Source organism: Pontibacter sp. FD36 (assembly GCF_015686655.1).
Lineage (GTDB): Bacteria > Bacteroidota > Bacteroidia > Cytophagales > Hymenobacteraceae > Pontibacter.
In genome coordinates this window covers 323,636-346,162 of record NZ_JADPMP010000003.1, presented here as the reverse complement: position 1 = coordinate 346,162, position 22,527 = coordinate 323,636, and the positions used below count along the sequence as shown (strand labels likewise).

The following is a 22,527-nucleotide window of genomic DNA, read 5'->3' as shown; positions in this document are numbered from 1 at the left end:
TTAGCACCTTTTTCTTTTTTATTTCTCCCAAAAACCTTACATTGATTCAGCTTTCAGGTACAGCCCGAAAGATTCTCTCACCTAATCTACAGCATTATGCCATTAGCTTCCACAGCATTACCACTGGGCACTGTAGCACCCAACTTTGCCCTGCTCGACACGGTTTCCGATAAGCTAATCTGTTTAGAGGATATGGTTTCCAACAAAGCCACTGTCGTCATGTTTCTGTGCAACCACTGCCCTTACGTACAGCTTATACTGGACGAACTGGTGCAGGTAGCCAACGAGTATCAGCAGAAAGGCGTGAGCTTTGTGGGAATCAGTGCAAACGATGCGGTGAATTATCCGCAGGATGGTCCGCTGCAGATGCGGGAATTGGCCGGCGAGAAAAGCTTTCCTTTTCCATACCTGTATGACCAGACCCAGCAAGTGGCCCGCGCTTACCAGGCAGTATGCACACCGGAGTTCTTTGTGTTCGACCGCAACATGCGCCTGGCCTACCATGGGCAGTTTGATGACGCACGCCCTAAAAGCGAAACGCCCGTAACAGGACAGGACCTGCGACAGGCGCTTGATGCCTTGCTGGCCGGTGATCAGGTAAGTGCTGACCAGAAACCAGGTATAGGCTGTGGCATTAAATGGAAAACTCCGCTGGCGGAAGCTGGGTAGGCTGCGTGCTGGCCATATAGCCCGCCACAGCGTTGGCATTGTCCAGGTAGTGCGAGGTATAGGTCAGGTCACCCGAGTGGATGTATAGGGCTGTCTTGCCTTTTACTGCATCGATTATGCTTTCGTGCTCTCCCAGTGGCACCGCCGGGCATCCCAGGCTGCGGCCCAGTCTGCCGTATTTGTTCATAAAGTCTTCGGTGGCATACTCAGCGCCGTGCATCACCACAGCACGGTCACGGGCATTGGAGTTATGGGCTTCATCCAGTCCATCGAGCCGCAGCGACTTGCCGTGCTTGCCATAGTATACCTCATCGGTCACGTAAAAGCCCACGCTGCTCATAAACGACTTGTGCTCGTTGGAGAATGCCTGCGCCATCACTTCGCCTGAGCCTCTGCCATGCGCTACATACGTGTTGCTAAGCACCTGCCGGTTGTTCAGGTCAAGCACCCAGAGCCGTTTTTCGCTGGAGGGTTTCGTGAAGTCTACTATGGTCAGGATGCCTTTATCTGACAGACGCCCTTCGTTGTACATGCCGTAATATCCCATCAAGGCATTGTTAAACACATCATAGTTAAGGTCCGATGCACTCAGGTTCATTTGAGTGTAGAGGTCAAAGGATACCTGCTCAAAGCGCATGACAGACAATGCTGTTACATTAGGCTTCAACTTATGGTTGATAGATACATATTTACCAGCCCCTATGGAAGCGGAGGGCGATAGTATGAGCGGCGCAAAGAGAGGCAACAGCCGTTTACCCATTCGCTTCCTACGGTTGCGCCACCGTTCTTTGATACTTTTCTTTCTGACGTTCGTTCTCACGATCCTTTCCCATTGGTACACCTGTTTTTACGTACCTGCTCAGGCTCTGTTCAGATTTGTCCAAAAGGTACAACATTGCGCTTAAATCATTCTATATCAATCAAAAGGAATCAAATCAGGTATCATATTTGTATAGAAAGGGATACACATCTGAAATCCGGAAACGAAACCAAGCATGAACAGAAAGCCGATAAGCTATTCTTCTCTCTTATACTTCTTACTCATTACCCTCTTCCTCTCCAGCTGCGGAAGCCGGGAAACGCTGCGTGGCGTGTTCAAAAAAGAGACGCCTTACGAGGCCTATGTCTCATCTCTGAAGAGCGCCAAACTTGATCAGACTGCTGTAGGGCAGGACTGGCTGGAGGCAGGGCAAACTGCCTTGCAAACACCTACCCCAGTTACGTTGCCTTTTAAAGAAACCGGCTACTTTCCGGCTGACAAACCCCGCGCGCTCGGTTACAGAGTAGAAGCCAAACGTGGCGAGAAACTGGTAGTGAGCCTGGAGATGAAAGCACGAGAGAGCATGCAGGTTTTCATGGATCTGTTTGAAGCCAGCACCGACACGGCCAGAGCTCCCAAGCAGCTTGCTCACGCTGATACCACAGCAACTACTTTGACTTATGTGGTAGATGAGGACATGGCGCACCTGCTGCGTGTGCAGCCGGAGTTGCTGCGCGGCGGCACGTATACCATCACCATACAGGCACAGCCTACCCTGGCTTTTCCTATACCTGGTAAATCAAGCCGCCACATCGCCAGTATCTGGGGTGACCCACGGGATGCAGGCGCTCGCAGCCACGAAGGCATTGATATTTTCGCACCCCGCGGTACACCCGTCATCGCCTCGGTAGACGGTGTGGTGTCGCGGGTAAACGAAACACCACGAGGCGGCAAGGTGATCTGGCTTTCGGATATGAATCGTGGACAGAACTTATATTATGCGCACCTTGACCAGCAGCTGGTGACAGCCGGACAGCGCGTCAGTGTAGGCGACACGCTCGGACTGGTCGGCAACACTGGCAATGCCAGGGGAACCGGCCCGCACCTGCACTTTGGCATTTATCGCTATGGCCGTGGCGCTACCAACCCCTACCCTTACGTGCATCAGTCTCCAGCCCCTATACCTACCGTAAAAGTAGATGCTACGCAGATCGGCAACTGGGTAAGGGTGTCGTCCAAAATGGCCAATGTACGTAAGGAGCCCTCTGCTAAAGCAACGCTCCATACCTCCCTCAGCAAACACACACCGCTCCAGGTGGTGGGCGCCGCAAACAACTGGTACCGCGTTCGCCTGCCCGACCAGTCAGAAGCGTATATCATCAGTTCGCTGGTGGAAGGTATAGCTAAACCGATTACGGTAAAGAAACTCGCACAGGAGCGTCCGCTGCTGGATGACGCACACCCCGAAGCCGGGCAAATGGACAGCCTGCCGGCAGGCGCTGCTATACCTGTAGTAGCCGTGAACGGGCAGTTTGACCTCGTACGACAGCCGGACGGCAGACTCGGCTGGGTGCAGTCTGCTGAGTAAAATTGCTGGTTTAATTGGTAGCACCAATACTTTCTGCGTACAGCATTTATACCTATATTTGGCTTAGTAAAGCATGTTGTACGCTCTTAACCGGATAATTTTTGAAGTTAGCTGCTATTGATATCGGTTCGAACGCGGTGAGGTGCCAGATATCCAACGTTCTGAATCAGAATGGAAACGTAATTTTTAAAAGAGTTGAATATATCCGCTACGCCATCCGATTTGGAGAGGATGTGTTCAATGCCGGTTTTATCAGCGAGCACAAAATTCAGAAATTCATTAAGCTACTGCACGCTTTTCAGCTGCTACTCGACGTGCACGACGTGGACCACTACATGGTGTGCGCCACCTCTGCTATGCGTACCTCCCAGAATGCCCCTGAAATTCTGGACCGTGTGTATCAGGCCATCGGCATGAACATTCAGGTGATCGACGGGGTAGCCGAAGCCGACCTGATCAACAAAGTCATCGTGAACTTTCTGGACGATCGCAATTACCTGCACATTGATGTAGGTGGCGGTAGCACCGAGTTCAACATCTATGTGAACCGGGAGAAGATGGCTTCTCAATCTTTTGAACAGGGCTCCATCCGGCACATGCACGGCGTGGACTCACAGGAGCTTTGGAATAACATGCGGGTGTGGATTGAAGAGAATGCCAAAAAATATCACCTTACCCGCGCCATTGGCACAGGCGGCAACATCAACAAGATCTTTGATCTGTCAGGCAAAGCAGTGGGCAAGGCGATTTTCCGCAAGCAGATCGAAGAGATCACACAGCGGGTAGCGGCCATGACGATGGAGCAGCGCATTACGGAGCTCCTCCTCAACCCCGACCGCGCCGACGTAATCCTCCCTGCCGCTGAGATATACCTGTCCGCCATGAAGTGGGCCAAGCTTGAAAGCATGCTCGTGCCTGCCGTCGGCCTCAAAGATGGAATGATTCACGCTTTGTACGAACAGCATCATCAGGAGCGGTTTGTGATCAGTCAGATCAGCAGGTAGTTTTCGCCTTTCCGACGGGTATATGCTATGCCGCGAGCGTCCTCGCTCGTGATTACTATGATGGGGATTCTGGCCCAGGTATAGGTTTAGCAGTGGCTGTTGCAGGTATAGCAACGTGGCTTGTTCTATAGTTTCGCCTGTGCGGCGGGTGCGGTATGCCTTGGCCGTGCGAGGCTTTTATAAAAAACGGGAATGGCGCATGATCATCATGCGCCATTCCCGTTTTTGTTTTTAGAAGAAGATAAAACCTGGTTTTATACTAACTCTACTTCCTGCGTTGTTTCCTCGAACACCTTCTTGTAGAACAGTTTGTGCACATCAACGATTTCTTCGTTGGCGGCGGGCTTTTTACGGGAATAGGTCCCGTCTTCGCGCATGATGTAGGAGTTCTGGTTGTCGAGCAGGTTGTAGTACAAAATATTAATCGCCTCTTTTTTCAGCTCCTCATTCACGATCAGGAAAAGCGCTTCGATTCGGCGGTCAAAACTGCGCACCATAACGTCGGCACTGCCTCCGTATACCTTCGGGTCACCGTTGTTGTGGAAGTAATAGATGCGGCTATGCTCTAGGTACTCTCCTACAATCGACTTCACTGAAATATTCTCGCTCAGGTCTTCACGGCCCGGGCGTAAACAGCAGATGCCGCGCACGATAAGCTTAATCGGAACACCTGCCTTGGAAGCTTTGTAAAATTCATCTATCACCTCCTTGTCTTCCAGCGAGTTGATCTTGATCACAATCCCGCTCTTCAGACCTTTCTTGGCATTGCGTGCTTCATGGCGAATCAGCTCGATCAGTTGCTGGCGCATGGACTTAGGCGAAGTGAGCAGGTACTTATACTCGTTTGGTCGAGAGTGACCGGTTATTACATTGAAAAACTCCGACACGTCATGCGCATACACATCGTTGGTCGTCAGCAAACTCACGTCCGTATACAGGCGGGCGGTCTGCTCATTGTAGTTACCGCTTCCGATGTGCACATAGCGCGTCACCTTCTCCCCTTCCTTCCGGATGATCATAAGCATTTTGGTGTGCGTCTTATACTTGCTGATGCCGTAGATCACAAAACAGCCAGCCTTTTCCAGACGCTCACCCTCGCGCAGGTTTCGCTCCTCATCAAAGCGGGCCTTCACCTCAAACAACACCGATACGTGCTTGCCGTTTTCAGCGGCTTTCAGCAGAGCAGCCGTCACACGTGACTGATCCGCCAATCGGTAAATCGTCTGCTTGATGCCCAGAACATAGGGGTCTTCTGCGGCACGCTCCAGCAACTGTACCACTGGCTCCATGTTATTGTAAGGATGGTGCAGCAGTACGTCATGCTCTTTCAGATATTGGAACATGTCTACCGACTCGGCCGGAAGGCTAAGCGGCGTTACGGATGCAGGTTGCTTAAAACCTTTGTCTTTGAACTGCCGGTGGTTGATGATCTGCCACAGACCGCGCAGATCGATCATGCTCGTAATCGTGAAAACGTTGGCATTGTCGATGGTCCAGCGCTCCTTCAGCACCTTCATCATAAAGGCAGACGGATTGCGCTCAATCTCCAGGCGCACCACACGTCCTTTTTTGCGCGTCTTCAGCTTCGACTTGATCTCCTGTACAAAGTCAGCTTCGATATCGTCAGACTCCTCCAATGTAAAATCTCCGTTTCGGGTTATTCGGAAGAGGTTCGCCGACACGATCTCCACGTTACGGAACAGCTTTTTGATTTTCCAGCGGATGATCTCCTCAATCGGCACGAAAATGATCTTGTCCTTGCGGTTGATCTCGTAAAAACGGGCCAGGTTCTGGGGTATCTGCACAAAGGTCACGCGGTCCTGCGCCTTCTGCTCCTCGGTGGTGCGGGTCACCACACCAAAGGTCAGCAGCTGGTTCATGAGCAGTGGAAAGCCGTGGTAATTATCGAACACCATGGGCGTAAGCAGCGGGTAGATCGTGTTCTTGAAATAGCTGTCCACCTTCTTCTGCTCGATCTCGGTCAGGTCACCCACCTTGAGTATGTCAAAACCGCTTTTGTCAAATAGCTCGGTGAGTTCGTTGTTGAATGTCAGGTACTGATCGTTGACAAAGCGGTGCGCGTAGTCAAGCAATTTCTTACGGAAAGGGAGTTCGCGCAAGCCAGAGTAGTCGAGTCGCTCTTTGCCGTAATCGATGTAGTTATATAAGCTGCCTACCCGGATCATGAAGAACTCATCGAGGTTGGAAGCCGTGATGGCCATAAACTTGAGCCGGTCGAAAATGGTGCGGCTGGTGTCGCGGGCCTGGTCAAGCACACGGTAGTTAAAACGCAGCCAGCTCAGGTCGCGGCTAATATATTTACTTCGCTTTATTTGGTCAGAAACCTTATTGGTTAACATGTTTTCAGATATTAAAGGAGCCTCATATCAAGTCGGAGAACAGAGGCTCCCTGACAGACGCAGGTATACGGACATTAGATTAAGTATGCCCAACTGCTAATATAATTTTTGTAAGTGAATTTGTCATGCCTTTTGACGAAAGCTTGCATAAATGTTTTCTAAAAGCATCACTTGGCACCAAAAAAGCCCGGCTATACCCTGATCTTTACCAGAATCTCAAAACCAATCAGCAGGCGCCCGGTATAAAACAAGAGCCATTGTAAGAAGCTATGCAAACAAACCCGATACCCGATCCCAGCGAGTTTGAACTTCCTCCCCTGATGCTTACCGGTTGGGAGGCCACAAAGGACACGTTGTGCCTGCAGATCGTAGGTAAGCTACCCCTGACGCTGATGCCCCCGCTTAATCACTGGTGGCATGTTACGCTGTACGTGAACGCGAAAGGACTCACGAAGGGCCCTGCCCGACTTCCTGGAGAGTGCCTACCAGGCAGGTGCCAAACTGGCGAACCGTTCTGTTAAAGAGTTATAAGTGCCTTGAGGCAGTAAAAAAAGGTTGTAAAGATGATGAACAGTGGAAGACGCTTTCATACCGGCTTGCTATTCTCCATGGCTATGGTACTGTCGCTACTATGTGAGCCTGTACTGGCAAATGCTGCGTGGCAAGTCGATTCCACCAGGTCGGCGATCAACATCGGCCTGACGGGGCACACGGGCTTCATCATTCCACATTCCAGAGAGATTCGAGATATTTCCGGTTCCAATCCCTGGGGTATAGAGGCAGATATTAGTCTGCATTTCACCAACGAACGAGCCTGGCAATACCTGCAGGGGTACCCCAGGTTGGGTGCTGCACTGGCTTATTACAACTTTGACAATCCTGACATTCTGGGCAATGCTTATACCTTGCTCCTGTATGTAGAGCCTTTTCTATCAGCGCACCGCCGCTTCAGTTTGTCTTTCCGTTTCGGGGCTGGGCTGGCCTACATGGACAACATCTATGAACCTGACACAAACCCTGAAAATCTCTTTTATAGCACAGCCATCAGTTTTCCGCTCGAGATCAACCTGATGGGCAACTACCGCCTCAGCGAGCGCTGGATGCTGCGGGCGGGTGGTACGTACAAGCATATCTCGAACGGAGGGTTGCGGCAACCGAACAAGGGCATCAACTTTCCTTCGGCCACACTGGGGCTCAACTATGCCCTGCGACCTGCCGCTTTCCCTGAGCGACAAATGTCCGCAAGTATGCAGGAGCAGCAGGCGCGTAATTTTCTGGTAGCCGTGTTTGGCACCGGCAAGGACCGCCACGACGAACCTTCACGCAAGCTGCCACTGCTAGGTATAGCAGCCTATGTGAGCCAACCTATTGGCCGCATTAGTGCGCTAACTGGTGGGGCCGAGTGGATAGCAGACTATACCTTGCGTAAGCACCTTCAGGACGAAGAGGACGGACGTGATTTTCAGCGGGGTGCTTTGCTGGTGGGGCACGAACTGCGCATCGGTCGTTTCCGGTTCAATCAGCAGCTTGGGGTATACGTATACTCTCCATACAAAGCCCGCGACCCGGTTTACCAGCGCTGGGGCCTGGAGTACCATACAGGAGGGCGCATGTTTTACGGCATCAACCTGAAGGCCCACCGCCATGTGGCGGATTTTCTGGATGCCCGCGTCGGTTTTAGATTCTAATAAGATGAAGCACCTTACATTAGCATTTTTCATGTTGATCTGCACTGCCTGTGCAGGTATAGCACAGCCTTCCCAAGCGGAGCATTTGATCACCAAGCCCAGCGCCTATAGTATGGCAGAAACGCTGAACAAGCTGCGTGCTTCCATACAGGGAATGGGCATCAACCTGATAGCGGAAGTAGACCACGCCAAAGCCGCCGCCGACAAGGGTATGGATCTCCGGCCTACGCATGTGCTTATTTTCGGCAATCCGCTGGTAGGCACTAATCTGATGCAGGCCGATCAGCGTGCCGGCTTAGATTTGCCTTTGCGCCTATTGGTATGGGAAGATGAAAAAGGCCAGGTATACCTGAGCTACCGCCATCCGAACGATCTGCAGCAGGACTACAAACTAAGTGATCAGCAAGCTGTGTTGGATAAAATGGGGAAGGTGTTTGAGAAACTGAGTGAAGTGGTAAGCAAGTAGATGCCTGTCATTTGATAGCGTTTTAAATGTGCATGAGCATACAAGCTGACAAAAGAATAATCATCAAACCATTTGTCCGAAAATTACTCTGCCCTATACATTGTAAGTGCTTATATTTTAAATTATTATTGTTGCTTGAGAGCTTTTAATGGCTCTTCGAAAAAGCTATGCCTATACGTAGTCTACTCTCATTTGCAGCAGGATTTCTCCTTCTTTTCGCCATTTATCATTTTCCTGAGTTCTTTTCTTCTTTTTGGATAATGGCCCTGTTTAAAACCGGGTTTATAGTGGCAGCTTTTTTCCTGGCTAGAGCGCAAGGGTGGACAGGCCTTGGGGGCTACGGCTTGGGTCTGAAATCTAAATGGTTAGTACAGCTCATGGTGGGGCTGTCGCTAGGCCTGACATTTTTCATCCTATCGTTCTACCTCTCAGTTCTGTTGGGGTATGAAAGCATTGTTCCCAGCATAACCCTCACAACCTTTGTAGGACGAGTCCCCATGCTCCTGCTGATGACTGCGGTTCCCTCTGTTGCGGAGGACATTCTAACCCGGGGTTATTTATATGCTCATCTGGTCAAGTATATGAAACCCATTTATTGGGTGTTGCTTTCCGCTTTGGTCTATGTACTAAATCACATTTGGCGATTAGGTGATGGCGTAGCAGTCCTCTCCTATCTCATGTTACTAGGCCTGGTGCTGGCTTATGCAGTAATCATTACCAAATCTCTCTGGCTTGCCTTCGGGATACACTGGGGTGCCAACATCGCCTACGAATCAACGAGAAGCCTATTCAGCACTACTTCGGCTTCAGGTGATACCAGCACCTGGATACTTGCAAGCTGCTGGGGCTTGTTGTTAGTGCTATTAATACTTTGGGAGTTCTACAGGAAACCGCTTGAAGTCAGGTATAGCACTGGTGTCTGATCTGAACTGAACCAACCTAGTATAAAACAGCAGCGGCTGCCTTCTTCCGAAAGCAGCCGCTGCTGTTTTATACTTAAGTATAGATTACACGTCTACACGAGCATACTTGGCGTTGCGCTCGATGAAGTCACGGCGGGGACCTACCTCGTCGCCCATCAGCATCGAGAACAGGTGGTCGGCCTCAGCGGCTGACTCAATTGTTACACGCTTCAAGCTGCGGGTTTCAGGGTCCATAGTCGTGTTCCAAAGCTGCTCCGGGTTCATCTCACCAAGACCTTTGTAACGCTGCACGCCCACACTTTCTTCTCTTCCCTTACCCAGTTCGGCAATGGCATCGATGCGATCCTGCTCACTCCAGCAGTAGCGCTCCTCTTTACCTTTTTTCACCAGGTATAGCGGAGGAAGGGCGATGTAGATATAACCATTTTCGATCAGCTCTTTCATATAACGGAAGAAGAAGGTCAGGATCAGGGTACGGATGTGCGATCCGTCCACGTCCGCATCCGTCATGATGATGATGCGGTGGTAACGGAGCTTCTCCATGTTCAGGGCTTTCTCACCTTCTGACGTTCCGAAGCTCACGCCCAGGGCGGTGATCATGTTCTTGATCTCTTCGTTTTCGTAGATGCGGTGCTCCTGTGCTTTCTCCACGTTCAGAATCTTACCACGAAGCGGCAGAATAGCCTGGAACATACGGTTACGGCCCTGCTTGGCAGATCCGCCCGCCGAGTCACCTTCCACCAGGTATATCTCGCAGTTCTCGGGATTATTGTCAGAGCAGTCGGCCAGTTTGCCAGGCAAGCTGGTACTGGAAAGTACGTTCTTGCGCTGCACCATTTCACGGGCCTTGCGAGCTGCGTTACGGGCTTGCGCAGCCAGAATCACTTTTTGCACGATGATACGGGCCTCTTTCGGGTTTTCCTCCAGGAACTCGTTCAGCATCTCGCCTACTGCCACGTCCACAGCACCACCTACATCGGAGTTACCCAGTTTGGTTTTTGTCTGTCCTTCAAACTGTGGCTCCTGCACTTTTACCGAAATTACGGCTGTCAGACCTTCGCGGAAGTCATCACCGGCAATGTCAATCTTCACCTTGTCCAGCATACCTGACTTGTCGGCGTAAGCCTTCAAGGTACGGGTAAGAGCACGACGGAAACCACCAACGTGTGTACCACCTTCGATGGTGTTGATGTTGTTCACGTACGAGAAGATGTTCTCAGTATAAGAGGTATTGTACTGCAGGGCGATCTCTACCGGCACGCCGTTTTTCTCGCTTTCAATATGGATTGGCTCCGGAATCAGATTCTCACGCGTCTCGTCCAGGTAAGCCACAAATTCTTTCAGACCGCCTTCTGAGTAAAAAGAATCAGAAAGTGGCTGTCCGTCCTCACCAGTCTCACGCAAATCCGTCAGGTTAATGCGGATGCCCTTGTTCAGGAACGAGAGTTCGCGCAGACGGCTGGCGATGGTATCATACTTATACTCTGTGGTGGTAAAAATCGAAGCGTCAGGCTGGAACGTTACCGTTGTTCCAGTTTTGTCTGTCGTGCCGATCTCGCGAACCGGGTAGGCAGGCACACCGATGTTGTAGTGCTGCTCAAATACCTTGCCTTTGCGGTGCACCGTTACGTGCAGGTCAGTGGACAGTGCGTTCACACACGATACACCCACACCATGCAGACCACCGGATACTTTGTAAGTGTCTTTATCGAACTTACCGCCGGCGTGCAGTACTGTCATTACCACCTCCAAAGCTGAGCGGCCTTCTTTCTGGTGGAAATCCGTTGGAATACCACGTCCGTTGTCAGACACGGTAACAGAGTTTTCCGGATTGATGGTAACATTGATCGTGTCGCAATGACCGGCCAGGGCCTCGTCAATCGAGTTGTCCACTACTTCCCACACCAGGTGGTGCAGGCCTTTGATACCAATGTCGCCAATGTACATGGCAGGACGCTTGCGCACGGCTTCGAGTCCTTCCAGCACCTGAATACTATTTGCTGAATAATCGTTTGCTAATGATTTTTCTTCTACTTCACTCATGTGTGTATATGGGTAGATTGAATAGGTAAAATTACCAATTTATTTCGTTTTATCTATGCTTTTCGGAGCAGTACTTTGCACCGATTGTTGCATACCTGTGATCCCATCAGGTATAAGCAGGAAGCACACCTTGATTTAAACAAAAACGAAAGCCCATTAGTGCCTGTTTCACAAATACTTATACCTTAAAAACACAAAAAGACCACCTCTTATGGAGGCGGTCTTTCTGATTAAGTCGAATGCAAAATATATCGGCAGGTGGACGCAAGTGATTTTACTCGCTTTTCGTCTACTTTGCCCTTAGGGGCGGCTCGAAAGCCGACCCGGTTTTTTTCATAGCTCAGTCAGGCATTGCATCGTGTTGTAAACGAACATACTGACTCGACATTGCGAAGGTTGCTTAAATTTTCTGCCGTCATGAATGCGCCTTATGTTAAATTTCGGGCATGAAAACGATTATACTCCTTCTTATCTCCAATATCTTCATGACCTTCGCCTGGTACGGTCACCTGAAGTTCAAAGACACCGTGCTCTGGAAGGTGATCCTGGTGAGCTGGTTCATTGCCTTTTTTGAGTACATGTTTCAGGTGCCCGCCAACCGGATCGGCCACGGACAGTTCACAGCTTTCCAACTCAAAACCATACAGGAGGTCATCACGCTGGTCGTGTTTGTAGGCTTCTCGGTGCTATACCTGCGTGAAGAAGTGAAATGGAATTACATAGTTGGCTTCATCTTCATCCTGCTGGCCGTGTTCTTTGTGTTTAAGAAGTGGTAGTTGAATTTTGTAGGGTATTCACCATCGTTTCAGGCAGGCTGGCTTGAACAGGCTCACATTCCCTATTATCTGATAACCCTCCCCTGGCTGTTTCGTTGTAAATAACAGATTACATGATGTTTAACCATAAAAAAGGAGGTAAACATGTCCATGAATTTTGAGAATTATCAGAAGGAGGCAAAGACCTGGTTACACGAGCTCTGCGACTACCTGGGTATAGAAGACGAGCTGAAAGCTGCCCGCATCTTCAGAGCGGTACTGCACGCCATCCGCGACCGTATACCTGCCGGAGAAGCCATCCACCTGGCGGCCCAGCTGCCGATCGTTTGGAAAGGTATATACTTTGATGGATTCACACTGCGGGAAGAGCCCGTACGCATACGCCATGAAGAAGAATGGCTGGAGTTTATTCGCTCCAAGGATGCATTTGCCGACATGGCTGATTTCCCGACGCTGGAGCACGCCCACTATGCCTTTCAGGATGTGATGAAGTTTCTGCGCAGCCGCATCTCCGAAGGGCAGTACAACCAGGTGGCACACGCCCTGCACTCTGAACTGGCGGTGCCTGCCTAAAAAAACAAACTTAACCTAAATCAATGCCTGGCCACCGTGCCGGGCTTTTTAATGTCCGCCCCAAGGGAATTGCCCAAAACTTAGCACCTGAGGGGCCATTATTCTGCCATATCCTATACCTTTGCAGCTATACCTGTTCTTACACGAAACCTTATCAGCTGAACGATGAAAAAGTGGCTGCTATACCTAAGTTTACCCCTCATCCTGCTTGCTTGCCAGGGCGGCGCCAGTGAAGCGGAGCGACAGCAGGCCCTGGAAACAGAAGTAATGGACCTCCACGACGAGGCCATGGCCGACATGAGTAAGATCTACCGCTTGCGCCGCAACCTCACCAGCCTCCGCGATACGCTGCAGGCACAGTCTGCCGACACCGCGACCATTAGCCTGCTCACGCGCCGTATACAGGAGCTGGACCAGGCCGATGAAGCTATGATGGAGTGGATGCGCCAGTACAAAGCTCCTGACACGCTGGCATACCAGCAGGCGATGCTATACCTGAACGCCGAACACCAGAAAATGGAACGGGTAAAATCACTGATGGACAGCACCATCACCCACGCACAGGAAACTTATGCGACTTATGGAAAGAAATAAACTAAGCACTTTTTTTTCAGCTTTACTGCTTGGCCTGTCTGCGCTCAGCTGGCAGGCTTGTTCTCAGGAGCAGTCCTCTGCTGCAGGCTCGCTTCCCTATCTGGGTGAGCGGCAGCTGGTGCAGCGTGAAGTTGACGGCCAGCAGGTGACCGATACGGTATACCACCGCATACCTGACTTCGCTTTCATCAACCAGGACAGCCAGGTGGTAACCAGCCTCACCGTGCAGGATAAGGTATACGTCACTGATTTCTTCTTTACGACCTGCCCGACCATCTGTCCCAAGATGAAAAGCCAGATGCTGCGCATCTACGAAGCTTTTGAAGACGACCCAAGGGTCATGCTCCTTTCTCATACCATCGACCCGAAGCACGATACAGTAGCTGTACTGCGTGACTATGCTGACCGCCTGCAGGTGAACAGCGACAAGTGGCACTTTGTGACCGGCGAGAAAGACAGCATCTACAGCATTGCCATGCAGTACATGGTGTCGGCGATGGAAGACGAGGAAGAGCCCGGTGGATTTGTGCATAGCGGCGCCTTTGTGCTCGTGGACCAGAACCGCCATGTTCGCGGCATTTACGACGGTACCGACCCAGCCCAGGTCGATCGGTTGATCCGTGACATACCGGCCCTTTTGCCTAAAAAGAAAAAGAAGGATGCTGATAAAAACTAAATTCCTGCACTATGCTGCCGGTATAGCCGCTTTACTCACCCTGACCCAGTGCTTTTATACAGACAAGCAAAACGAAGGAGAAAAGCTCTATACCCAGTACTGCGCCAACTGCCACATGGACGACGGCAGCGGGCTCCGCAACCTGATCCCGCCGCTGGCGGGTGCCGACTACCTGGAGAACCACCGCGACGAGCTGGCCTGCATCATCCAACACGGGCAGACGGGCAACATTGTCGTGAATGGTAAAAACTACAACCAGGGCATGCCGGGTTTTGAACACCTGAACAAAGGGCAAATCACCAACATCCTCAACTACGTGCAGACCAACTTCGGCAACAGCAACCCGCGCTTCACCATACAGGAAGTGGAGAAGCAGCTGCTTAAATGTCGCCATTTGCTGGAGCAAAAAAAATAGAAAGGGCGCTGTAGCTAAGCTGCAGCGCCCTTTCTATACCTGTCAAATACAGGTTTTACCGGCCAAAGTCATCCTGCACACGCACAATATCATCCTCGTTGGAAGGATTGGCCGCATCGGTGTGTTGCCAGATCTCAGCCAGCACGCCCCATTCATCGAGACCTACCAGGCGGTGACGTTCTCCCTGACGCAGGGTAATCAGGTCACCAGTGCCTAGCACTTTCAATTCTCCTTCTTCATCTGTGTCGCTGGTCACAACCCCTACTGTCCCTTTCACCACTTTCCAGATTTCGGCGCGGCGATGGTGGTACTGCCAGCTCAGTCGCTTGTGGGGTGCTACCAGCAATATTTTCGGACTTAACTTACCGGATATCTTCAGTTCATCTACCGACATGTTGTCGAAATAGGTGTTAGCGAAGTCCTGCGCCTGTGCTTCGTCTATCACAAAAAATCCGCCCCAGGGACGATCCTGGTCCTGGCTGCTGATGTTAAAAAGTTGCTGTTTTAATTGCTGTTCTGTTTCTGCGAAAAGGGCTGCTTTATTTATGGTGTCGGTTGTCATGTTCAATTCAGGCTTTAAGGGTGTTAGCATTGTACTTGCAGGTATATGCTAACGGAAAATGCAGCTCACCTGTTGAGGCGGGGCGCAAATTTAGTATAATTCTACAGAAGTCAAATCTGAACGCTGAAAGAGCTCGCTTATACCTGAGGGGGTAGCACCAGTCACCGGCGATCTTAAGCTTCCCTGCTCTGCAGAATGCCTTGGAAGAAACGCTCGAAGTTTTTGTGCAGAGCTCCCCATCTGAATTCGTGATTGGGCGTCCGGTAGCTGTAGCCGGCAAAAGCATTCTTCGTAACCACCGGAAACCTGCTGATTTCTTTACCCGCTATCCAGCCGTAAAACCCTACTTCTCTTCTATTAAAATCCACCCAACCCACAATCACATAATCTTTGGAAGCCGGCTTTTGCTCCTGCGGATAACCATACGTCCAGTTGTCATTAGGGGCCCTGTCGGTTGATTTCTTCGCAACTTTCACATCTATTTTGGAGCCGCCAATCAAAAAGTCGAACGCATCCGAATTTCTGTTTTCGAAGCCGGCACGATCAACCTCGTAGGTATAGCCAAGGGATTTAAGCCAGTGTTCGAAAGCATACTCCCCCATGCATCCCAGCACCGCCTTCTCGAGGCACTCTTTCTCTGAAAGGCCGAAGCGGGAGTACAGGCCGTTGCGGACCATATCAGCCGCACATTGCCGGGCTATGGCAAGGTTAGTGTCAAAGTCGAAGTTTTGTACCAGCATTGCATTTCATCAGATTGATTTAAAATCAATACCGATGTCCTGCAAGGTTAGTTGTAAATTGGTCTTTTCGATTTCGTTCAGCTGGAATAATGTATCCGGGCAAATAAAGGCCCTGGGCTTCAGTTCGATCGCTTTCCGGAGTACTTCTTCGCTGATCCTATCCAGTCCATACAGGAGCCCTTCTTCCGCAACCTCATACAGTACCGTATCACCGACGAGCACTTTGTTTATAGCAGCGGTCAGTGGTATACCTGATCTGAGCAACAACTCCCACAGCATGTGTTCTGAATGACCTTCTTGTTTTTCTACCTGCTTAAATAAGGTCAGCTGTTTTGCCTTCTCATTTTCATTACTGCTATCATCTCCAAGCCTGGCTTTGAAACTGGAAGGAGCTAGTTTAAAATACCTGAAACCTGTGTCAATGGCCTCCGTCTCCTCCTGCCCCTGCAATTTTTCATGTAGCAATAGCAGTCGTTTCCTGGTGATCTCCGAGATGGTTCTGAAGCCTTGCTGATAGGCCTTAGTCGATGGGGCGATCTGCTCATCCAACTGCACGCAGATGTATTTTCGGCTGCCGCCATCCTGTTGGTTCATTTCGTGCACGGCTTGGGCAGTGGCACCCGAACCGGCAAAAAAGTCCATGAAAATGCCATCCGGATCGTCGGAGAAGCCTAGCAGGTACTTGATCAGGCTGGGTGGTTTCGGAAAGTCAAACACTTTCGCGCCAAACAAAGCTTCCAGTTGGGCGCTGGCGTTTTCGTTTGTGCCCACGCCGACCTTTGAATTGATCAGGTTAGGTGGCACCTCTTTGTCGTACACCAGCTTCTCATAAGAAGGACTGAGCTTGATCGTCGGTATACTGATCCGGGTACCTTTGCTTATTTCTTCATCCAGTTTCGGCTGAGACCATTTAAATTTAGCCTTCAGTATAACAGGCTTCACAAACACGCTATTCTTTACCTCAGTGTCCTCGAGCAATTCAATGGCATAGCTGTCCGTTCCGTAACTACCTTTCTGTAGCAGGCCATCCTTTAGACGCGTAATAACCACATCCGCCGGTAAGGTCAATATTCCTGCTTTATTTGACTGGTTTAGCAATCCGTTGGAACTGGTGCTGTTTTTCCTGATCCCCTTGAATTTCTCGCCGTTCTTATTTTTTTGGTAGCAGAGCACATACTCCACTACTTTTTTACTCTTTCTGCTCAGGTTGGCAGGTGTTTCAGACTTGGCCCAGGAGAAGTAATCGATAAAGTTCTCTTCTCCGAACACCTCGTCCATCACCAGTTTCAGGTTGGCCAATTCATTGTCATCAATGCTCACGAAAATTATACCGTCTTCACGCAGCAGATGACGGGCCAGCGACAGCCTGGTGAACATCATACTGAGCCAGTTCGAATGACCGTTTTTCCTACGGTCGGACTGAGAACGGCCATTTTTCCCTGCAAAGTTATCAGCGTAGATGAAGCTATCGGAACCCGTGTTATACGGCGGGTCGATATAGATGCCTTTTACCTTTCCAGCATAAGCCTTCTGGAGCACTTTCAGCGCCTTTAGGTTATCCCCTTCGATGAACACATGCTTTGTTTTCTCCCAGTTGATTGAATCTTCCTGTATAGGTATAAGTGTATCGGTCGAAGGCTCCTGAACTTGCTTATAGGCCTCTGCCTTGCCTGTCCAGCTTAATTGATATGTCTCTGGGGCTGTATGCACGTGCTCCCCCAGCAATTGCTTCAGTTGCGCTACATCCAGCTTATTCTCTAAAAAGGCAGCAGGTATCAGTGCCTTCAATTTAGAAAGCAGGTCTCCCGAAATACTATTGGAGTCTCCGTTCATTATAATTGTATTAATCTGGTCAGTATGCCATCAGGCCCCACTCAACAGGGCATAGCTCCGGTCCTAATGATGATCTGGATGAACTGATAAAAAACCTCAAGTCTAAGTCCTTACTCATCTCATTAGCATCAGACATATCCTGTACTTTGTTGTAAAATGATCTGCTATTATTTTACCTCTGGCTCTTGGAGGCAAAACTTGAAGATAAGGAATAAAGGGGAGATGAATGAAAGGAAGTTTTTTAATATTAATAGTCACCCATCTTTTCTAGGTTGGTTTTGAAATAGAGAGCTACTTTATTGAGAGGGCTGGTTATATCAATCGTTCTGAAACCGTCTGTAATAAAAAAAGCACTTATAAGCTTTACCTTATAAGTGCTTGATACTGAAGTGATCCCGTTTGGATTCGAACCAAAGACCTACTGCTTAGAAGGCAGTTGCTCTATCCAGCTGAGCTACGAGACCAGCGTCCTTAGGAGAGCTTAGCTCTACCCTTAAACAAAAAATTTCGGAATTGCTTCCGAAATTTTTTAAGTCGGGGTGGCAGGATTCGAACCTACGACCTCCACATCCCAAATGTGGCGCGATACCGGGCTACGCTACACCCCGAACTGTGCTTTCAACTCCGGTTAGCGATGTTTGATGTCGCTGTTAATGTTGAACGCGGTGCAAAAGTAAGCGAAGAATTTAAATTGTCAAAACTTTTTCAATTTATTTTTTCGCTTGCGGAGGAGGGGGGATTCGAACCCCCGGTACCGTTTCCAGTACGGCAGTTTAGCAAACTGCTGGTTTAAGCCACTCACCCACCCCTCCGGGTCTCTCCCTGCTGAAGAGATTGCAAACATACTACATTAAATTTGCCCACACAATAGCACGCACCAAAATTTTAGCAAATAAACCCGCCTGGCACACCTCTAAACTCCCTTTTCGAAAACTAACTACTTGATTCTATTCAGCTTTCTGAGGCGAAATTTTCAGAAAAAATTTTATACCATTGTTGTCTTCTCTCCTTCTCGCCTCTTGCCTCCCCTTCCTGCTATACCTGTATCTGTCGACAAGGTGCCTCAAAAACCCTTACATTGGCTTTCCTTTCTTATATTTGTCATCGGGCGTTGGCCTGAACCTGCACAACATGACCTGGTACCAAACTTTAACACTGCTTGAAATACTGTTCGGCATTCTCTTTATGGGACTGTACGTCGGCTATCTGTGGCGAGTGCGGAAGGTATCGGCCTTTTTTGGACAGCGTCCGCATGGTGTGTGGGTGAAGTTTGTGCTGCGACACGCTTATGTTGTACTGCTGATCATCGCCATACTCGGGCCATCGTTCGGGGCAATGAAAAAGGAAATCAAAACCATTGGCAAGGACATCTACATCGCCGTGGACCTTTCGGCTTCCATGGATGCCAACGACGTGCAGCCTTCCCGACTGGAACGGGCCAAGCGCGACATCATCAGGCTCATCAGTCGCTTCAACTCAGACCGCATCGGCCTGATCGTATTTGACTCCGAAGCCTATCTGCAAAGCCCGCTCACCTACGACCAACAGGCCCTCACGCTTTATACCCAAACTTTGCGCACTGGTCTGTTACCACACGGCGGAACCAGCTTTGTACCTGTGCTGGAGATTGTATCTCAGAAATTCGGGCAGGCGGCATCGCCGGAGGCAAGTGAGCAAAAGGCCCGCATCCTGGTGTTGATCAGTGATGGAGAAGATTTCGGAGGCCGTACCTCTGACTGGGCTGACAGGCTGCGCGAGCAGAACATACGGGTGTTTGCTTTGGGCATCGGTACTACTGACGGCTCCCAGATACCAGTTGGCAACTCCTTCAAAAAGGACCAGCAAGGCAATCCTGTTGTCACCCGTTTACACCCCGAAGGGCTGGAGCAGCTAGCCGAGGCTACAGATGGCGAGTACTTTGAAGTAAACGGCCGCATCAGTGAGGTAAGCCGGCTGATCAACGCCATCAACAATATAGAAGGCGAACTGCGCGAAAGCAAAACCATTGATGTAACTGCCAATAAGTATATCTACCCGCTGGCTCTGGCCTTAGTGCTTATACTGCTGGATGTGCTTATCACCGTTAAACTGCTCAGGATATGAAAGTTCTTCTGGCGGCCATACTATTTATCGGATTCCTGTCGGGAGGACTGCGCACTATCTCGCTCATGAACGAGCATGCTGACCTGGCAGCGGCAGCCTACAAGCGGGGAGATTACATAGAGGCAGTGGCTTCATACGAGTACCTGCTTGAAGATCTCAACGTGCAGGATGATCAGGTACGGCTTAACCTGGGGCACGCCTATTTCCGGCTGGGCGAATTACAGAAAGCCCAGCAGCAGTATACCCTGCTGGCCAACCACGCCACCCGCCATATCAAGGCGGTATCGCTGCTCCAACTTGGTGCTATTTCCTCTCAAAGCAAAAAATACAGGCAGGCCCTCTCCTATTTCCGTCAGACACTGATCGTGGAGCCTGGAAATGAGGCGGCCAGGTATAACTACGAGTTGATCAAAAAGCTTCTGGAACAGCGTCCGGACCTGGCTCAGACAGATGAAGAGGATGATCAATTCCCTGAAGACCAGCAGCCAGCCCAAAACCAGCCTAAGCCACAACAGCAAAAACCGGAGGAGGAAGAGCAAGCAGAACAACCACGCAAAAACCCAGACAGCGAAGGGGACCAGGAAGCAGAAGTAGACAAGCCTGAACGTGACGACCAGGGGCAGCAACAGGAACAAGGAGGAGGTCAGCAGCCAGATAAGGACGGCAGTGGCAAACAGTCCGAAAAAACCGAAACAAGTGGCCAACAGCCCGGCGATACGCAGGGCATGAACCCTGACAGCCAATTTGACCCGAGCCGGCCAGAGCGAAGCCGCAGTGGAGAACCTCTCACTGATGCCGAACAAAGAGCGCAAACCCGAAACAACCGGCTGCAGCAGCTCAACATCAATCCCGAAAAAGCACGCCTGATGCTGGAGGCGATGCGCAGCGCAGAGCAGCAGTACATCCAGCAACTCCCCAAAAAAGCGACACGCAAGCCAGATCCGACCAAGCCGGATTGGTAAGCCATGATTTGGAAATTAAAAACCGATTGGTTTATTTTGCGTATTCAATTCTGAATGATGCAAACAGCCTTGTCTAAAGCAGAACGTACACGCCAGCTCATCATAGAGCGATCAGCCCCTTTGTTTAATCAGATGGGCTATGCCGGTACGTCTATGCAGGATATTATGACAGCAACCGGGCTGACGAAAGGAGGCATCTACGGACATTTTGAGAGCAAGGAAGAGATTGCCCTGGCTGCTTTTGAACATGCGGCTGGCATCATCACCCGCATGATCGGCGAGCGAATAGCAGCTAAAGAGAGTGCTTCAGATAAGTTGAAAGCGATTCTGCAGTTTTATAAAACTTACCTTTTCTCGCCTCCTGTACAGGGTGGCTGCCCTGTTCTGAACACAGCAGTCGAAGCAGACGACACCAGCCCGCTCCTAAGGGCCAGTGTTGTGAAAGTGCTCAACCGTCTGCACAAGGCGGTTGCCAACATTGTGATACAAGGTATAGAACGGGGAGAATTCAGACCTGAAACAGACGCCCAGAAGTTTTCTATTCTGTTTGTGAGCATGGTTGAAGGCGGCATCATGCTTTCAAAAGCTTATGGCGACAACAAATACCTCAACACGGTAATTTCACAGCTGGAGCATATGCTCGCGTCTGAATTGCAAACCTGATATTTTTTTAATCTAAAATAAACCAATCGGTCTTTTTTAAACTGTTCATTATGGAAAAAAATTATAGCAAAATTCTGGAAAGCAAGGCACTGATCCGCTTTGAAGATTGTGATCCTTTCGGTCATCTTAACAACGGGCGCTACATCGACTATTACCTGAATGCCCGAGAGGATCAACTGCGCGACAACTATGGCCTGGACATCTATGCCATGGGAAAAACGACGGGCAAGGCCTGGGTGGTAGCCTCCAACCAGATTGCCTACCTGCGCGAAGTGAAGTTCATGGAAACTGTTACCATCAAAACCTGTCTGCGCTGGTACAGTGGCTCTGACCTGATGATGGAGGGCCAAATGGTAGACCCGGAAACTAACGCGATCATCTCTGTCATCTGGACACGCTTCGCCTATATCGACATCCGCAAGGGCCAGAAAGCGGAGCACAGCGAGGAACTGACTGAGCTGTTCGGCAAAGTGGCTATACTGGGAGAAGGAAAACCGGCAGAATACTTTGAAGACCGTGTAAAAGAACTGCGTATGGCAGCAGTGGCAATACCATAAATCAGACAGTATTTGCTAAGCAAAAATGCACTTCAACAATAATTTCTGACCAAGCCACAACATAGTTGTGCATTAAGAGTATAAGGAGTTCATAGCACAAAATATAACTATGAAAAACGGGCAGCTAGTAGTAGCTGCCTTTGTTTTTTTCAGCTACCTCTGTTCGTGTTTAAAGCTTTACCTCAGGAGTATAAGCCACCTCTAGCACGAAGCCATTCGGATCCCTAAAATCGACGGTATAATAGCTTGCACTATAGTGAGGCATCTCCTGCGGTCCACGTATGATAGCAGCATTTTGCTTCCGAAGCCACTCCCCTACCTGATCAACCACCTCCCTGCTTATGGCATGAAAGCAGATATGCCGCACACCCAAGCTGTCACAGAACTCAACTGGCATTTGCTTGAAGTAGATCTCGTGCTGGCCGCAGCTAAAGGATGTTTCGTTGAGCGCGTACCAGCCAATCATTGAGAATAACTTTCCATAGAAAAGCACCGATTCCTTCAAGTCTTTCACCCAAAACTCGATGTGATTGATGCCGGGGCCGTAGGGGTAATTCATCTCAGAGGCTGCT

At 50.0% G+C, this 22,527-nt stretch carries 23 protein-coding genes and 3 tRNA genes; 16 read left to right on the top strand and 10 right to left on the bottom strand.

Features of this window, described 5'->3' with window-relative positions; translation table 11 throughout:
• The first annotated feature begins 96 nt into the window (after window positions 1-96).
• The gene (locus I0P70_RS06220) at window positions 97-669 is read left to right on the top strand and encodes a thioredoxin family protein (protein WP_196115569.1); all 573 of its coding nucleotides are present in this window, start codon (window positions 97-99) and stop codon (window positions 667-669) included.
• Here I0P70_RS06220 and I0P70_RS06215 read toward each other — a convergent pair.
• Window positions 635-1,489 carry a murein L,D-transpeptidase catalytic domain family protein gene (locus I0P70_RS06215; protein ID WP_370583182.1) on the bottom strand — a complete coding sequence of 285 codons (855 nt, stop codon included), beginning with the start codon at window positions 1,487-1,489 and terminating at the stop codon, window positions 635-637. The genes I0P70_RS06220 and I0P70_RS06215 overlap by 35 nt on opposite strands.
• A 175-nt stretch (window positions 1,490-1,664) precedes the next feature.
• Here I0P70_RS06215 and I0P70_RS06210 point away from each other — a divergent pair, with 175 nt between their 5' ends.
• Together I0P70_RS06210 and I0P70_RS06205 are read left to right on the top strand one after the other, a co-directional pair.
• A complete protein-coding gene (locus I0P70_RS06210) occupies window positions 1,665-3,017 on the top strand; it encodes a peptidoglycan DD-metalloendopeptidase family protein (protein ID WP_230392025.1) in 1,353 nt (450 codons plus the stop codon).
• Between the two features lie 101 nt (window positions 3,018-3,118).
• On the top strand, window positions 3,119-4,021 hold the full coding sequence (locus I0P70_RS06205) for a Ppx/GppA phosphatase family protein (RefSeq protein WP_196115567.1): 903 nt from the start codon (window positions 3,119-3,121) through the stop codon (window positions 4,019-4,021).
• Window positions 4,022-4,275: 254 nt separating this feature from the next.
• Here the strand turns inward: I0P70_RS06205 and ppk1 are convergent, their stop codons facing one another.
• Window positions 4,276-6,381: a polyphosphate kinase 1 gene (gene ppk1, locus I0P70_RS06200; protein WP_007658003.1), complete on the bottom strand. Its 2,106-nt coding sequence runs from the start codon at window positions 6,379-6,381 to the stop codon at window positions 4,276-4,278.
• 269 nt (window positions 6,382-6,650) lie between these two features.
• Here ppk1 and I0P70_RS21330 point away from each other — a divergent pair, with 269 nt between their 5' ends.
• From I0P70_RS21330 to I0P70_RS06185, 4 genes are all read left to right on the top strand, one after another.
• Window positions 6,651-6,902, top strand: coding sequence for a DUF5996 family protein (locus tag I0P70_RS21330; protein ID WP_370583181.1), 252 nt, complete (start codon window positions 6,651-6,653; stop codon window positions 6,900-6,902).
• Window positions 6,903-6,944: 42 nt separating this feature from the next.
• Window positions 6,945-8,069 (top strand): acyloxyacyl hydrolase, encoded by a 1,125-nt coding sequence (locus I0P70_RS06195; RefSeq protein ID WP_230392023.1) that lies wholly within the window; start codon window positions 6,945-6,947, stop codon window positions 8,067-8,069.
• 31 nt (window positions 8,070-8,100) lie between these two features.
• Window positions 8,101-8,535 (top strand): DUF302 domain-containing protein, encoded by a 435-nt coding sequence (locus I0P70_RS06190; protein ID WP_230392022.1) that lies wholly within the window; start codon window positions 8,101-8,103, stop codon window positions 8,533-8,535.
• Window positions 8,536-8,702: 167 nt separating this feature from the next.
• Window positions 8,703-9,458, top strand: coding sequence for a CPBP family intramembrane glutamic endopeptidase (locus tag I0P70_RS06185; protein WP_196115562.1), 756 nt, complete (start codon window positions 8,703-8,705; stop codon window positions 9,456-9,458).
• A gap of 84 nt (window positions 9,459-9,542) precedes the next feature.
• On the opposite strand, the gene gyrB is transcribed toward I0P70_RS06185, so the two are convergent.
• Window positions 9,543-11,501 carry a DNA topoisomerase (ATP-hydrolyzing) subunit B gene (gene gyrB, locus I0P70_RS06180; RefSeq protein WP_196115559.1) on the bottom strand — a complete coding sequence of 653 codons (1,959 nt, stop codon included), beginning with the start codon at window positions 11,499-11,501 and terminating at the stop codon, window positions 9,543-9,545.
• 446 nt (window positions 11,502-11,947) lie between these two features.
• On the opposite strand from gyrB, the gene I0P70_RS06175 reads away from it, so the two are divergent.
• The 5 genes from I0P70_RS06175 to I0P70_RS06155 all read left to right on the top strand — a co-directional run bounded on the left by I0P70_RS06175 (window position 11,948) and on the right by I0P70_RS06155 (window position 14,535).
• Window positions 11,948-12,277 carry a DMT family protein gene (locus I0P70_RS06175; RefSeq protein ID WP_007657994.1) on the top strand — a complete coding sequence of 110 codons (330 nt, stop codon included), beginning with the start codon at window positions 11,948-11,950 and terminating at the stop codon, window positions 12,275-12,277.
• A gap of 144 nt (window positions 12,278-12,421) precedes the next feature.
• Window positions 12,422-12,850 (top strand): DUF2267 domain-containing protein, encoded by a 429-nt coding sequence (locus I0P70_RS06170; RefSeq protein ID WP_230392021.1) that lies wholly within the window; start codon window positions 12,422-12,424, stop codon window positions 12,848-12,850.
• A 165-nt stretch (window positions 12,851-13,015) separates the two neighbouring features.
• Window positions 13,016-13,444: a hypothetical protein gene (locus tag I0P70_RS06165; protein ID WP_196115557.1), complete on the top strand. Its 429-nt coding sequence runs from the start codon at window positions 13,016-13,018 to the stop codon at window positions 13,442-13,444.
• Window positions 13,431-14,120 carry an SCO family protein gene (locus tag I0P70_RS06160; protein ID WP_196115554.1) on the top strand — a complete coding sequence of 230 codons (690 nt, stop codon included), beginning with the start codon at window positions 13,431-13,433 and terminating at the stop codon, window positions 14,118-14,120. Before I0P70_RS06165 ends, I0P70_RS06160 begins: the two co-directional genes overlap by 14 nt.
• Window positions 14,104-14,535 carry a cytochrome c gene (locus tag I0P70_RS06155; RefSeq protein WP_196115552.1) on the top strand — a complete coding sequence of 144 codons (432 nt, stop codon included), beginning with the start codon at window positions 14,104-14,106 and terminating at the stop codon, window positions 14,533-14,535. The genes I0P70_RS06160 and I0P70_RS06155 overlap by 17 nt, the downstream gene beginning before the upstream one ends.
• A gap of 55 nt (window positions 14,536-14,590) precedes the next feature.
• Here I0P70_RS06155 and I0P70_RS06150 read toward each other — a convergent pair whose 3' ends face one another.
• The 6 genes from I0P70_RS06150 to I0P70_RS06125 form a co-directional block, all read right to left on the bottom strand.
• The gene (locus tag I0P70_RS06150; RefSeq protein ID WP_196115549.1) at window positions 14,591-15,097 is read right to left on the bottom strand and encodes a phosphoheptose isomerase; all 507 of its coding nucleotides are present in this window, start codon (window positions 15,095-15,097) and stop codon (window positions 14,591-14,593) included.
• Window positions 15,098-15,270: 173 nt separating this feature from the next.
• Window positions 15,271-15,837, bottom strand: coding sequence for a hypothetical protein (locus I0P70_RS06145; RefSeq protein ID WP_196115546.1), 567 nt, complete (start codon window positions 15,835-15,837; stop codon window positions 15,271-15,273).
• Window positions 15,838-15,846: 9 nt separating this feature from the next.
• The gene (locus I0P70_RS06140) at window positions 15,847-17,670 is read right to left on the bottom strand and encodes a site-specific DNA-methyltransferase (protein WP_196115544.1); all 1,824 of its coding nucleotides are present in this window, start codon (window positions 17,668-17,670) and stop codon (window positions 15,847-15,849) included.
• A gap of 390 nt (window positions 17,671-18,060) precedes the next feature.
• Window positions 18,061-18,134, bottom strand: a tRNA-Arg gene (locus tag I0P70_RS06135).
• A gap of 70 nt (window positions 18,135-18,204) precedes the next feature.
• Window positions 18,205-18,278 (bottom strand) — tRNA-Pro (locus I0P70_RS06130).
• Between the two features lie 117 nt (window positions 18,279-18,395).
• Window positions 18,396-18,482 (bottom strand) — tRNA-Ser (locus I0P70_RS06125).
• A 319-nt stretch (window positions 18,483-18,801) separates the two neighbouring features.
• Here I0P70_RS06125 and I0P70_RS06120 point away from each other — a divergent pair.
• From I0P70_RS06120 to I0P70_RS06105, 4 genes are all read left to right on the top strand, one after another.
• On the top strand, window positions 18,802-19,773 hold the full coding sequence (locus I0P70_RS06120; protein ID WP_196115541.1) for a VWA domain-containing protein: 972 nt from the start codon (window positions 18,802-18,804) through the stop codon (window positions 19,771-19,773).
• On the top strand, window positions 19,770-20,735 hold the full coding sequence (locus I0P70_RS06115) for an aerotolerance protein (RefSeq protein ID WP_196115538.1): 966 nt from the start codon (window positions 19,770-19,772) through the stop codon (window positions 20,733-20,735). Before I0P70_RS06120 ends, I0P70_RS06115 begins: the two co-directional genes overlap by 4 nt.
• A gap of 69 nt (window positions 20,736-20,804) precedes the next feature.
• On the top strand, window positions 20,805-21,398 hold the full coding sequence (locus I0P70_RS06110; RefSeq protein WP_196115535.1) for a TetR/AcrR family transcriptional regulator: 594 nt from the start codon (window positions 20,805-20,807) through the stop codon (window positions 21,396-21,398).
• Between the two features lie 50 nt (window positions 21,399-21,448).
• The gene (locus I0P70_RS06105) at window positions 21,449-21,955 is read left to right on the top strand and encodes a thioesterase family protein (protein ID WP_196115533.1); all 507 of its coding nucleotides are present in this window, start codon (window positions 21,449-21,451) and stop codon (window positions 21,953-21,955) included.
• Window positions 21,956-22,124: 169 nt separating this feature from the next.
• Here the strand turns inward: I0P70_RS06105 and I0P70_RS06100 are convergent, their stop codons facing one another.
• Entirely contained in the window at window positions 22,125-22,514 is a 390-nt protein-coding gene (locus I0P70_RS06100; protein ID WP_196115531.1) for a VOC family protein, read from the bottom strand.
• Between the last annotated feature and the right edge of the window lie 13 nt (window positions 22,515-22,527).

Bases quoted from the DNA above. Each gene is read 5' to 3' on its own strand.
- I0P70_RS06100 (WP_196115531.1), bottom strand. From the start codon at position 22,514: ATGAATTACCCCTACGGCCCCGGCATCAATCACATCGAGTTTTGGGTG.
- I0P70_RS06185 (WP_196115562.1), top strand. From the start codon at position 8,703: ATGCCTATACGTAGTCTACTCTCATTTGCAGCAGGATTTCTCCTTCTT.
- I0P70_RS06195 (WP_230392023.1), top strand. From the start codon at position 6,945: ATGATGAACAGTGGAAGACGCTTTCATACCGGCTTGCTATTCTCCATG.
- I0P70_RS06210 (WP_230392025.1), top strand. From the start codon at position 1,665: ATGAACAGAAAGCCGATAAGCTATTCTTCTCTCTTATACTTCTTACTC.
- I0P70_RS06115 (WP_196115538.1), top strand. From the start codon at position 19,770: ATGAAAGTTCTTCTGGCGGCCATACTATTTATCGGATTCCTGTCGGGA.
- I0P70_RS06175 (WP_007657994.1), top strand. From the start codon at position 11,948: ATGAAAACGATTATACTCCTTCTTATCTCCAATATCTTCATGACCTTC.
- I0P70_RS06145 (WP_196115546.1), bottom strand. From the start codon at position 15,837: ATGCTGGTACAAAACTTCGACTTTGACACTAACCTTGCCATAGCCCGG.
- I0P70_RS06220 (WP_196115569.1), top strand. From the start codon at position 97: ATGCCATTAGCTTCCACAGCATTACCACTGGGCACTGTAGCACCCAAC.
- I0P70_RS21330 (WP_370583181.1), top strand. From the start codon at position 6,651: ATGCAAACAAACCCGATACCCGATCCCAGCGAGTTTGAACTTCCTCCC.
- I0P70_RS06190 (WP_230392022.1), top strand. From the start codon at position 8,101: ATGTTGATCTGCACTGCCTGTGCAGGTATAGCACAGCCTTCCCAAGCG.
- I0P70_RS06150 (WP_196115549.1), bottom strand. From the start codon at position 15,097: ATGACAACCGACACCATAAATAAAGCAGCCCTTTTCGCAGAAACAGAA.
- I0P70_RS06165 (WP_196115557.1), top strand. From the start codon at position 13,016: ATGAAAAAGTGGCTGCTATACCTAAGTTTACCCCTCATCCTGCTTGCT.
- gyrB (WP_196115559.1), bottom strand. From the start codon at position 11,501: ATGAGTGAAGTAGAAGAAAAATCATTAGCAAACGATTATTCAGCAAAT.
- I0P70_RS06120 (WP_196115541.1), top strand. From the start codon at position 18,802: ATGACCTGGTACCAAACTTTAACACTGCTTGAAATACTGTTCGGCATT.
- ppk1 (WP_007658003.1), bottom strand. From the start codon at position 6,381: ATGTTAACCAATAAGGTTTCTGACCAAATAAAGCGAAGTAAATATATT.
- I0P70_RS06170 (WP_230392021.1), top strand. From the start codon at position 12,422: ATGTCCATGAATTTTGAGAATTATCAGAAGGAGGCAAAGACCTGGTTA.
- I0P70_RS06140 (WP_196115544.1), bottom strand. From the start codon at position 17,670: ATGAACGGAGACTCCAATAGTATTTCGGGAGACCTGCTTTCTAAATTG.
- I0P70_RS06105 (WP_196115533.1), top strand. From the start codon at position 21,449: ATGGAAAAAAATTATAGCAAAATTCTGGAAAGCAAGGCACTGATCCGC.
- I0P70_RS06160 (WP_196115554.1), top strand. From the start codon at position 13,431: ATGGAAAGAAATAAACTAAGCACTTTTTTTTCAGCTTTACTGCTTGGC.
- I0P70_RS06155 (WP_196115552.1), top strand. From the start codon at position 14,104: ATGCTGATAAAAACTAAATTCCTGCACTATGCTGCCGGTATAGCCGCT.